The organism is Bradyrhizobium septentrionale, assembly GCF_011516645.4.
Taxonomy (GTDB): Bacteria; Pseudomonadota; Alphaproteobacteria; order Rhizobiales; family Xanthobacteraceae; genus Bradyrhizobium; species Bradyrhizobium septentrionale.
The window spans coordinates 9,401,605-9,413,467 of record NZ_CP088285.1; the positions used below are offsets into that span (position 1 = coordinate 9,401,605).

Annotated in this window: 9 protein-coding genes; 2 read left to right on the forward strand and 7 right to left on the reverse strand. The window is 66.1% G+C overall.

What is annotated here, in order from left to right; all coding sequences use genetic code 11:
* Nucleotides 1-67: 67 nt before the first annotated feature.
* Nucleotides 68-1,480, reverse strand: coding sequence for a mannose-1-phosphate guanylyltransferase/mannose-6-phosphate isomerase (locus tag HAP48_RS47245; protein ID WP_166207468.1), 1,413 nt, complete (start codon nucleotides 1,478-1,480; stop codon nucleotides 68-70).
* 342 nt (nucleotides 1,481-1,822) lie between these two features.
* Here HAP48_RS47245 and HAP48_RS47250 point away from each other — a divergent pair, with 342 nt between their 5' ends.
* Entirely contained in the window at nucleotides 1,823-2,788 is a 966-nt protein-coding gene (locus HAP48_RS47250) for a lysylphosphatidylglycerol synthase transmembrane domain-containing protein (protein ID WP_166207471.1), read from the forward strand.
* A 31-nt stretch (nucleotides 2,789-2,819) separates the two neighbouring features.
* Nucleotides 2,820-3,830, forward strand: a complete 1,011-nt coding sequence (locus tag HAP48_RS47255; RefSeq protein WP_166207474.1) for an MraY family glycosyltransferase — start codon at nucleotides 2,820-2,822, stop codon at nucleotides 3,828-3,830.
* A 5-nt stretch (nucleotides 3,831-3,835) separates the two neighbouring features.
* Here HAP48_RS47255 and HAP48_RS47260 read toward each other — a convergent pair whose 3' ends face one another.
* The 6 genes from HAP48_RS47260 to rfaD form a co-directional block, all read right to left on the reverse strand.
* Nucleotides 3,836-4,777, reverse strand: coding sequence for an NAD-dependent epimerase/dehydratase family protein (locus HAP48_RS47260; RefSeq protein ID WP_029085318.1), 942 nt, complete (start codon nucleotides 4,775-4,777; stop codon nucleotides 3,836-3,838).
* Nucleotides 4,774-5,988: a glycosyltransferase family 4 protein gene (locus HAP48_RS47265; protein ID WP_166207477.1), complete on the reverse strand. Its 1,215-nt coding sequence runs from the start codon at nucleotides 5,986-5,988 to the stop codon at nucleotides 4,774-4,776. The genes HAP48_RS47260 and HAP48_RS47265 overlap by 4 nt, the downstream gene beginning before the upstream one ends.
* A gap of 48 nt (nucleotides 5,989-6,036) precedes the next feature.
* Nucleotides 6,037-7,950 carry a nucleoside-diphosphate sugar epimerase/dehydratase gene (locus HAP48_RS47270; protein ID WP_166207480.1) on the reverse strand — a complete coding sequence of 638 codons (1,914 nt, stop codon included), beginning with the start codon at nucleotides 7,948-7,950 and terminating at the stop codon, nucleotides 6,037-6,039.
* A gap of 84 nt (nucleotides 7,951-8,034) precedes the next feature.
* A complete protein-coding gene (locus HAP48_RS47275; protein WP_166207483.1) occupies nucleotides 8,035-9,315 on the reverse strand; it encodes an O-antigen ligase family protein in 1,281 nt (426 codons plus the stop codon).
* A gap of 8 nt (nucleotides 9,316-9,323) precedes the next feature.
* Entirely contained in the window at nucleotides 9,324-10,796 is a 1,473-nt protein-coding gene (rfaE1, locus tag HAP48_RS47280; protein WP_166207485.1) for a D-glycero-beta-D-manno-heptose-7-phosphate kinase, read from the reverse strand.
* Between the two features lie 17 nt (nucleotides 10,797-10,813).
* Complete coding sequence (rfaD, locus tag HAP48_RS47285; protein WP_166207487.1) at nucleotides 10,814-11,794, reverse strand: ADP-glyceromanno-heptose 6-epimerase; 981 nt, start codon at nucleotides 11,792-11,794, stop codon at nucleotides 10,814-10,816.
* Nucleotides 11,795-11,863 lie beyond the last annotated feature (69 nt).

Below are 11,863 nucleotides of genomic sequence, written 5' to 3' on the forward strand. Positions count from 1 at the left end.
GGACACGTTTTGATTCAAAGAGTTACATCGTCCCGCGGCTCATGGACGGCACGGGAACCGGCTCGCCTCAGGTGCGCTGATAGTCGTCCTCGATGCGGATGATGTCGTCCTCGCCGAGATAGCTGCCGGTCTGCACCTCGATCAGCTCGAGCTGAATCTTGCCGGGGTTCTCCAGCCGATGCACCGCGCCGATCGGGATGTAGATCGATTCGTTCTCATGCACCGTCTTGATTAGCTCGTTGACGGTGACCTGCGCGGTGCCGCGCACCACGATCCAGTGCTCGGAGCGGTGATGGTGCTTTTGCAAGGAGAGCCGCCCGCCCGGGCGGACGATGATGCGCTTGACCTGGTGGCGGTCGCCATTGTCGACCGACTGATAGGAGCCCCAGGGGCGATGCACCTTGATGTGGTTCTCGGTCACCTCGGGCGCCGCAACCTTCAGCTTTGCGACCAGCCGCTTCAGCCCGTTGGCGTCCTTCTGGCGCGACACCAGCACGGCGTCCTGGGTCGCGACCACGACGAGATCGTCGACGCCTTCGAGCGCGACCAGCGCCCGGTCGGTCGTGACGTTGCAGTTGCGGGAGTCCTCGAACACGGCGGTGCCGCGCGCGGCATTGCCCAGGCTGTCCTTGTCGGACAGCTCCCAGACCTGGCGCCACGAGCCGATGTCGGACCAGCCGCACGCCACCGGCACCACCGCAGCATGCGATGTCTTCTCCATGACGGCATAGTCGATCGAGATCGCCTTTGCCGTACCGAAGGCCTGCGCATCGAGCTTGACGAAGCCGAGATCGCGCGCCGCCGATGCAACCGACAGCTCCACCGAGGCAACGCTGTCGGCATCGACATTGCGATACTCGTCGAGCAGCACGCCGGCACGGAACATGAAGTTGCCGCTGTTCCAGAGATAGCCCGCATCGATATAGCCCGCCGCCGTCGCGGCATCCGGCTTCTCGACGAATTTCGCCACCGCGCGCACCTCGCCGGCGACCACCTCGCCTGGGCTGATGTAGCCGTATTCGGTGGCGGGCCGTTCCGGCTTGACGCCGAATGTCACGATGCGGCCGGCTTCCGCGGCAACCAGTCCGCCGCGGCACGCGGCGACAAAGGCCTGGGTATCCCGCACCAGATGGTCGGCGGCGAGCGCCAGCACGATCGCCTCGCCGTCACGGCTCTGCGCGAACACCGCACCGGCCGCAATGGCAGGGCCTGAGTCCCGGCGCATCGGCTCCAGCAGCACATCGGCCTCGCGGCCGATCTCGGCCAGTTGCTCCAGCACCATAAAGCGATAGGCCTCGTTGGTGATCACGATCGGCCGCTCGAACACGCTGGCGTCCGAGACCCGCAGCAGCGTCTCCTGGAAGGTCGAGCGGGCCCCGAACAGCGACAGGAACTGCTTCGGATGCACCTCGCGCGACGCCGGCCACAGCCGGGTGCCCGCGCCACCGCACATGATCAGGGGAATAATTCGTCGATCCATCGATGCCTCAAGTCCTGTCGTGCAAGTCCTGTCGTACCGCCTGCGGACGACATATCAAATCGGCCCCCGGCCACTGAGGCCCGCAGCCTTGTTACCCGGGAAGCACTATCCGAGCGCTCCCAGATGTCTCGTCGGATGTTACCGGTATTGTAAACCCCGGGGGAGTGTTGGCCATCCCCGTTCCGGCCTCTTTAGCCGCCCCGTCGCGTTTGCCGCAATAGGGGACCAGTACGGGTATTGCCAGATCGGTGCGAAAACCATACCAAGGCGGCGAATTTGGGCGCGCGAAAGCGTTTTGCGCAGTTTTTGAAACATTCTGAAAACCTGGCAGCGCGAACAGAAATGCGCCGAATCCTGCTTTCGACCGTCAAGATCCTGATCTCGGCTGCGCTGCTCTATTTCTCGCTGCGCAAGGTTAATCTGTATGACCTTGCCTCACGCATCCAGGTCGAGAGCCTGGGCTGGCTCGGCCTCGCGATCGCGGTCACGTTCCTGCAGATCTTTCTCGGCGTGCTGCGCTGGCGGGAGATCGGCGTGGAGTGCGGCGCGCCGCTGGAGACCTCCCAGGCGATGCGCTTCAACGTGATCGGCACCTTCTTCAACCAGACGCTTCCGTCCTCGATCGGCGGCGACGCGGTGCGGCTTTGGCTCGTCGCGCGCGCCGGCGCGGGCTGGCGCGCCGCCACCTATTCGATCTTCGTCGACCGCGCAGTCGGGTTGATCGCGCTTGCCGTCGTGATCGCCGCTACCCTGCCCTGGAGCTATCGGCTGATCTCCGATCCCCATGGCTGGACCGCATTGCTGCTGTTGGACCTCGCCGGACTGGCGGCCGGATTTGGCTTCCTGCTGATCGGCGTGTTGCCGTGGCCCTGGCTGGCGCGGTGGTGGGCGACGCATCACATCCATGCCTGCGCCGTGATCGCGAACCGGGTGCTGTTCAGCCGTGCGCATGGATTGAAGGTGGCAACCCTCTCGATCGCCATTCACGTGGTGACCGTCGTGATCGGCTGGTGTGTGGTGAAGTCGATCGCGGCCCCGGTCACCTTCGGAGAGATCTTCCAGCTGCTGCCGCCGGTGATGCTGATCACGATGATGCCGATCTCGATCGCAGGCTGGGGCGTGCGCGAGGCCACGATGGCGCTGGCCTTCGGCTATGCCGGACTGATCGCCAATGAGGGCGTCAACGTCTCGCTGTTGTTCGGCGCGGTGACGTTCGTGGTCGGAGTGTTCGGCGGCCTGGTATGGATCCTGAGCCCGGAAAAGGCCGCCAAGGGCGCCGCGCCGATCGAAGTCCCGGGATCGCAATAGCGAGTCCCAGGATCACAATAACCGGACCAGAATGAGCGCTTTCGAAATCCTCCTGTCGTTGATCGCAGCGGCTCTCGCCGCAGCGATCTCGGCCGTCCTGATCCAGGCGACGCGGCCACTGCTGCTGCGTGTGGCGCTGGCGAAACCGAATGCGCGCTCGTCGCACCGCGTTCCGACCCCGCAGGGCGCCGGCATCGCGGTCACCGCAGCCACGCTGCTCGCGGGCGGCATCGTCATCGCCCTCACCGGATCGCCGGACCTGACTATTCCATTCACGGTGTTCGCGTCCTGCCTATTCATCGCGGTGGTCGGTTTTGTCGACGACATCCGCTCGCTGCCCGTCGTGCCGCGGCTGTTGCTGCAGGCGGCCGCCGTCGCGGCCGTGGTGTTCTCGGCGCCGGATGATCTCAGGCTCGTTCCGGCCTGCCCGATCTGGCTCGAACGCGGCCTGCTGCTGATCGCAGGCCTCTGGTTCGTGAACCTCGTCAATTTCATGGACGGGCTCGACCTGATGACGGCGGCCGAGGCCGTGCCGATCACGGTGGCGGTCGCCCTGCTCGGCAGTTTTGGCCATGTCGGCGCCGCACCCGCGCTGATCGCGGCGGCGCTGTGCGGCGCGCTGCTCGGCTTCGCGCCGTTCAACCGGCCGGTCGCAAAGATATTCCTTGGCGATGTCGGCAGCCTGCCGATCGGCTTGCTGCTCGGCTGGTGCCTGCTCGAGCTTGCCTTGCACCAGCAGTTCGCCGCCGCGCTGCTGCTGCCGCTGTATTATCTGACGGATGCGACGGTCACGCTGTTCCGCCGCATGGCGCGGCGCGAGCCATTCTGGGCCGCGCATCGCTCGCACTTCTATCAGCGCGCGACCGACAACGGATTCACGGTATGGCGCGTCGTCGGCGAGGTCTTTGCGCTCAACCTCGTGCTGGCGCTGCTCGCATTCGCCTCGGTCGGCCTCAATTCCCTCAGCGCGGACATCGCCCTGCTGCTGGCCGGCGGGCTCGCCGTCGGTTGGCAGCTGCGCCGGTTCTCGCGACGGCTCTGATCGCGTCAGATATCGGTCCGGCTCAGCGCGCGCCGCAGCCCCTCGTCGAGGCTGATCGGCTGCTGCCATCCGGTGCTCGCGACCTTGGAGAGATCGAGTTCGAGCGAGGCGAACAAGCTGTCATAGGCTTCCTTGCGGCCGCTGATCCCGAGCAGCACCTTCAACAGCGGCTGCGGCAGCCAGAACAGGCGCGGCGAGGTTTGCGCCGCGCGGGCAAGGCGCTCGACGAACTCCCGCGTCGAAACCTGCTCGCGGTCAGCCACCAGGAACACCTCGAAATCATGTCCCGGTTGCAACAACCGATGCAGGATGAACGACGCCAGGTTTTCCGCCGACAGGAACGCGCGGCGATTCTTCACATAAGCGAGCGGCAGCGGCATGCGATTCATCACCGCGCGCTTGAGCAGGTCGAAGTTTCCCTTCGCGCCGGCGCCGTAGATCAGCGGCGGCCTGATCACGGTGACCCGCATGCCGCTGCCCGGCACGATTTCCTTCAAGCCGACCTCGGCGGCCGCCTTCGAGTTTCCGTAAAGACCGCGCGGCGTCAGGACATCGTCCTCGCGATACGGCGGACGCCCGTAATTGCTGCGCCCATGCACCAGGATCGTGCTGACGAAAATGAAATCCCGGACGCCGGCAGCGGCCGCCGAACGCGCCAGATGCAGCGTGCCCTCGATGTTGACGTTGCGGTAGAGCTCGATCGCCTGTTCGTCGGACTGCTGGTGAACGCGGGCCGCAAGATGAACCACGGCGTCGACGCCATCGAGCGCGGCGCGCCAATCGGTGGCCGGGCTGAGCGAGCCGATCGCCACGTCGTTTGCATCCTGCGGCGGGGTCCGCACCGCGCGCCGCACCAGCCAGCCGTTGCGCGCCAGCACCGGCACCACATGGCGACCGACGAAGCCGCTCGCGCCCGTCACCAGAACCGTCCGCCGACCATCCTTCATGCCGTCCGCTCCGCATCGCGATTGGAGAGCAGTTCCCGAACCAGCGCAGCATAGCTCGCCAGCGCCCGCTCGGGGCTGAAAGTCCGCGCGGTCGCGACGGCGCGCTCGGCCATCGCGGTGTCCTGCGATCGCGACGCCAGCCTGACGGCGTCGGCGAGTTGATCGGCCCGCTCGGGTGTCACGACCCAGCCGAGCCGGTTTTCGCTGACGGTGAGCGCAGCCTCCGCCTCGGGCTCGGAGACGAGGATGACAGGCCGTCCCGCCGCAAGCAAATTGTAGAACCGGCTAGGGACCGACACCCCGGCGACGTTCTTGCGATAGGGAATGAGCCAGACGTCCGCGCTGGAGAGCAGCGCATCCAGCTCGCCGTCGGCGACGCGGTCGACAAGCGTGACATTGGCGAGCCGCGTGGTGGCCTGCATTTCCTTCAGCCGTACGAACCCCATGCCCCAGCCCGAGAGCAGGAAATGGATGTCGGTCTCGTCCTGCAACAGCCGCGCGGCGTCGAACACGATGTCCGGATCGTGGGTGAAGCCGAGATTGCCGGACAGGCCGACCACGAAGCGGGCGGCGATGGCCTTGCGAAACGGATTGTCGGGACTGACGGGACGGTTGCCCGGAGTGAGCGTGGCCCAGTTCGGAATGAACCTGATCTTGTCAGGCGTCATGCCGCCATACCGCAACAGCAGTTTTTCGGCGTCGCGGCCGATCACGATGACCGCGTTCAAGGCACGGAACATCAGCGCGTTGATCGCACGCATCGCCCGTGCCACCAGCGAGGTCGGCCGCAGCAGCCCGGCCATCACCAGCACGTCGGGAAACAGGTCGTGCAGGATCAGCGCCGACCTTGCCCCCTTCAACCATGCCGCGGCGGCAACCGCATAGGGCAGCGCGAAGGGCGCGGTCACGGTCAGCGCCACGTCGCCGCGCTGCAGCCGCGACAGCAGCGCAAAAAAGATCCGGCCGGTGAACAGCGCCTCGGCCAGTGCGCGCTTGATCAGCGCGGCCTTGCCCGGCAGCCAGTTCCTGATCTCGACGACCAGGGGGCGCCCGGGCGCGGACGCCTGCGCCGAGCCCGGCATGCCGGAGACGACCATCACCTCGGCCTCCTGCGCGATCCGCTCGGCGATCGCGGCCATGATCGCGGCGGTCGTGCTGTGGTCCGGCGGATAGTGCTGGCTGACGACGACGACTTTTCGAGAACTGCGCATCAATGGCTTTCGAAACGGGCTTGCCTCATCGTGCGCGGGACGGCGCGGTCAGGCGGCATTCGATCCGAACTCGGGCACGGCATCCTGAAGCACGGCGTGGATGGTCACGCGGTCATCTCTCTCGATCGCATCCTCCAGTGCCGCGAGCCACTTGCGCAGCGTCGCCATCGGGGGCTGGTTCGGCTTGGCCGCCATGACGCCGGCGACGCCGATCTCGAGCGTCGGCTCCTGGCTGGCGAACAGGATCTCGTTCAGCCGCTCGCCGGGACGGATGCCGCTGAACACGATCTCGACGTCGACGCCGGGCTGCAGGCCCGACAGACGGATCATCCGCTCGGCGAGATCGACGATCTTCACCGGCTGTCCCATGTTCAGCACATAGACCGAGACGTCGGGCCGCGCCGGCGTCACCGCGTGCGTCGCCGCGGTGATCACGAGATCGCAGGCCTCGCGGATCGTCATGAAATAGCGAACCATGTCGGGATGGGTGACCGTGATCGGTCCGCCGGCCTCGATCTGCGCCTTGAACTTCGGCACCACCGACCCGTTGGACGCCAGCACGTTGCCGAACCGCACCGAGATCAACCGCATGTGCAGCTTGCCCTTCGCCTCGGTCATCAGGTCGTGGTCCAGCGCCTGACAATACATCTCGGCAAAACGCTTGGTCAGGCCCAGCATCGATACCGGCTCGATCGCCTTGTCGGTCGAGATCATCACCATCGCGCTGGCGCCCGCAGCGCGCGCAGCGTCGGCCACGTTGACAGAACCGAAGATGTTGGTCTTGACCCCCTCGCTCCAGTCGCGCTCCAGGATCGGCACATGCTTGAGCGCCGCGGCATGGAACACGATGTCGGGCTTGAACTCGCTCATCAGGCGCGTGATGCGTTCGCGATCCCTGATGTCGGCGATCCGGCCCTCGATCTCGGCGCCGGTGTCGCGCGCCAACAGCGCCTCGGTGACCGCATAGAGCGCCGGCTCGGAATTCTCCACGACCAAGAGGCGCGCCGCGCCGAAGGTCGCGACCCGGTCGCAGATTTCCGCGCCGATCGAGCCGCCGCCGCCGGTCACGATCACGGACTTGCCCCGTACCAGCGCCTCGAGCCGCGCGTAGTCGATCTTCTGGCTCGGCCGCAGCAGCAGGTCCTCGACCGCGACATTGGTGAGCCGCGGCACATCGCCGCCTTCCAGCGACGGCAGGCGGCTGACCATCAGGCCGAGCCGCTTGGCGCGCATCAGCACGCTTTCAGGGTGCGCCTCCGGCTCGAACGCCGAGGGCATCATGACCACGCGCTTGATCGGCCGCTGGCGGGTCTCGAAATCGCGAATCACGGCCTCGATGTCATCGAGGCCGCCGACCACGGGAATGTTGCGGATCATCTGGCCGCGATCCGCGTTCGACGGCGACAGCACGCCGACCGGCCAGAGCCGCTTGATGGCGCCGTTCTCGATGCCACGCAGCACGACTTCCGCGTCGGCGGTGCGTCCGACCAGCAGCGCAGGCGCGGCGTTGTCGGACCGGGCATGCAGGCGCGTGCGCGAATAGCGGAAATAACGATAGCCGATCCGCAACGCGCTCAGCGCGAACACTTCAAGGAAGAAGAACAGGATGATCGTGACCCGGCCGAGGAACACCGGACTTTGCGCGCTCGCGCCCGTGAAGAAGTAGACATAATCCAGCACGACCAGTGCCAGCGTCAGCACCGCCGCGACCCGCAGGATATTCACCGCGTCCGGCAGCGAGGTGAAGCGCCATTTCGCCGTGGTCAGGTTGGAGAAATAGCTGACCGCAACGCTGAACAGCACGAACCAGGGCAGAATGTACAACAGGTGCGGCAGGCGGTCGGTAAGGAGGCTGCCCTCGAAACGCAGATAAAAGCTCGCCAGCAACGCAAACGTCGTCGCCAGCGCGTCATGCGCCATAATCAGGAAGTTGCGCAGGGTGAATTGTGAAAGACGCGTCATCTAACAGACGGGTTGCCGGCAGCTGGGAGTTCGCGATGGGACATTGGCAGGCTGATAGCGTATCTGCACAGCCCTTGCCAGCGATCATGGACCGGCGGGAGGTTCGGGTTCCATATCGGTCCCCAATCGCCCCTTCAACGCCATGCCGCCGGCAACCCCGACGCCCAGCACATACATCCAGCCTTCGTGAAAGTCGAAGATGTGTGAATTAAACAACGAAGTAAAAATATTCTGCACCACAACGAGGAGTCCGATCCAGTTGGCGAGACCGTCGCCGCGAAACAGCAAGAGATGCAACAGCCACATGGCGTAAAGTATCGCGACGCCCAGAATGCCCCACTGCACGGCGACGTTCAACGTTTGATTGTGAGGATTGCCGATCACTCCGCCGCTGGCCTGGGTCTCACCGCCGACCGCGACGCGCTCGAACAGGCCGCGCGTCGAGCCGGTGCCATGGCCGACCAGCGGGGCCTCGGCAAAGAACCCGAGCGACTTGCGCCAGAATTCCAGCCGCAAACCCATCGACGTCGGTTCGTTGCGCTCCTTGTAGAGCTTGTAGTCACGCTGGAATGACTCGGCCGTCGAGCGCAATTGCGGCGACGCATACCACGCCACCACGGACAACGCGGCGGTCGCGCAGGCGATCAGGATGATGCTGCGCCAGCGCAGATGGAGCAGCGCAAACACGGCGAACATGATCGGAACCGTCACCATCGCGGTCCGCGACACCACCACCAGCGCCATGTTGGCGAACAGGCTGAGCGCAATCGCGATCAGCAGCACGGCCGGCAGGATCCGTTTTTCCCGCAACAGCATGACGACCGGATAGGAGAGCCCGACCGCGCACAGCGTGAATTCCTGGCTCTGGTTGATGTAGTTCTTGACGAAGACTCCCTGTTCCCCGGGACCAGGCGCCCTCAGTGCGAGGCCGGGATAGGCGAACACCAGCCAGGACATCAGCATCAACAGCGTGCAGGATACGACGAAGGCCACGAACACCCAGCTCCCGCGCGTCGAGCGCTGGAAATGATAGAGCAGCACCGGAAGCACCAGCAGCTTGGCCGTCGGCCCGACCGCGTAGAATCGCGCGCCCCATGCGGCGTCCGACCAGAGCGTGCCGACCAGCGCGAGACAGAACAGCGCGATCGGCGCCACGCAGATCGGTCGCTTCAGCAGCGTCCAGAACGCCCTCAGGTCGACCGTCGGCGCAATCGCGATCAACAGCACCACGCCGAAGATGCCGACCAGCGAGGTCGACCACGGCAGCGCCAGCGCGATCAGCACCGCGACCACATCGGTCGTGGTGTGCCAGCGCGCCGGATCGCGCCAGGCCGGGCACGCCGCGGCGCCTGCCTGAGATGCCACGCTCGCGCTCACGCCTTGCCCTCGCGGGCCCGGGCAACCAGCGACGTGGTGCTGTGGCCGGGCAGGATTTCGACCAGCACGACCTCGCCGCCGGCGGCTTCGACGATCTCGTGACCGACCACCTGCTCGCGGGTGTAGTCGCCACCCTTGACCAGCACGGTTGGCCGCACCTTCGTGATCAGATTGACGGGCGTGTCCTCCTCGAAGATTGCGACAAGGTCGACCGCTTCCAGCGCCGCCAGCACCTCGGCGCGGGCGCGCTCGTTCTGCACCGGACGCCCCTCGCCCTTCAGCCGCCGCACCGAGGCGTCGCTGTTCAGCCCGACGATCAGGCGGTCGCAGGTGCTGCGCGCGGCGGTCAGCACCTTGACGTGGCCGGGATGCAGGATGTCGAAACAGCCGTTGGTGAAGCCGATGCGCAGATCCTGTTTGCGCCATTCCTCGAGATGCGCATCGATATCGCCGCCGGCCGGCACGATCTTGTCCTCGGCCGCGAGCGAGGCGTGCGGCAGGATCCGTCGCCGCAATTCGGCGGACCTGACGATCGCGGTCCCGGTCTTGCCGACCGCGACCGCCGCCGCGGCGCTGGCAATCCGCAGCGCGCCATCCCAATCGGCACCACCCGCCAGCGCCAGCGCCAGCGCCGCCGCAACGGTATCGCCGGCGCCTGAGACGTCGCGCACCTTGACCGGCAGCGCCGGCACATGGATCGAGCCGCCGTCCCGCGTCACCAGCGTCATGCCGCGCTCGCCCTGCGTCACCAGCATCGCCTCGCAATCCGCGAGATACATCGCATCGGGCGCGGCCTGGGCGATGCTGTCCTGGCTGTCGGCGCGGCTGCGGGTCGCCTCGGCAAATTCCTTCCGGTTCGGCGTCAGCACGGTGGCGCCGCGATAGATCGCGAGGTTGGCGCTCTTGGGATCGACGATGACGCGCTTCTTGGCCTGGCGCGCGGCGTCGATCACGTTGCGGATCACGCGCGCGGTGAGCACGCCCTTGGCGTAATCGGACAGCAGCACGATGTCGGCACGCGCAAGATGCGGCAGGATCGCGTCGATCAACTGCTGCTCGATGGCGGGCGCCGCCGGCGCGGCAAGCTCCCAATCGGAGCGCAGCATGTGGGTCGAGAATTGTTCGGAAACAAAGCGTACCTTGCGCGTGGTCGGCCGCGCGGCGTCGCGCACCAGCACGGCCTCGATGCCGGCCTCCTTCGCCAGCGCCTCGCTCAACGCGGTGCCGGCGGCATCCTCGCCGATCAGGCCGACGAAGATGCAGCGCCCGCCGAGCGCGGCGATATTGCGCGCGACGTTGCCGGCGCCGCCGATATTGGTCTCGCTGCGCCTGACCGCGATCACCGGCGCCGGCGCCTCCGGCGAGATTCGCGACACGTCGCCGTACACGAACTCGTCGAGCATCAGATCGCCGACACAGAGCACGGTCTGACCGGACATCGCATGCGAGATCGCTTCAAAATCGAACATCTGTCACACTGATCCGCTTAGCGATAGCGATCTGGGCGGTCGAGAAAGCCCTTCACATAGGCCCCGACCGCGTCTTCCAACCGAGTAAAGCCGCCATTGTATCCGGCGCGCCCGAGACGATCGACAACGCTCTGGGTGAAGTACTGGTAGCTGCCGCGGATCTGCTCCGGCATGTCGACATACTCGATGTTCGGCTCCAGGCCGAGCGCGCCATAGGCCGAGACGATCAGGTCCTTGAAGCTGCGCGCTTCGCCGGTTCCGACATTGAACAGCCCGGAGACCCGCGGCGTCGCGATCAGCCACATCATCACCCGCACGACGTCGTCGACATAGATGAAGTCGCGGCGCTGATCGCCATCGGCGATGCCCTCGCGATGCGACTTGAACAGCTGCACGACGCGGCCCGCCTTGATGTCGTCGAAGCGACGCGCCAGCACGCTCATCATCGCGCCCTTGTGATATTCATTCGGGCCGAACACGTTGAAGAATTTCAGCCCGGCCCATTGCGGCGGCAGCCGCTCGCCCTTCGCCACGCGCTCGGCGACGGCGAGATCGAACAGCTGCTTGCTCCAGCCGTACAGGTTCATCGGCCGCAGCCGCTTCAGCGCCTCGACCGACGCATCGTCGTCGAACCCCTGCCCGCCGTCGCCATAGGTCGCGGCCGAGGAGGCATAGATGAACGGCGTGGCATTGGCGGTGCACCAGTCGAGCAGCCGCATCGAGAGCCGGAAATTGGTCTCGATCACCAGATCGCCGTCGGTCGCCGTGGTCTCCGAGATGGCGCCGAGATGGATGACGGCGTCCAGCCGCCGTCCCTTCAGCCAGTCGCCGAGCTCGGCCGGGGGAACGACATCGGCAAGCTGACGCTTGGCCAGGTTCCGCCATTTGCCGTCCTGCCCAAGGATATCGCAGACCGCAACGTCGCTGCGCCCGGCGTCGTTCAACGCGGCCACGACGTTCGAGCCGATAAAACCGGCGCCCCCGGTTACCAGAAGCATGATGAAATCCCGCCAGATTCCTTTGCAGCCGCCAGCTTTGCCCCACTCCGGCGCCACAGGCAACGACGG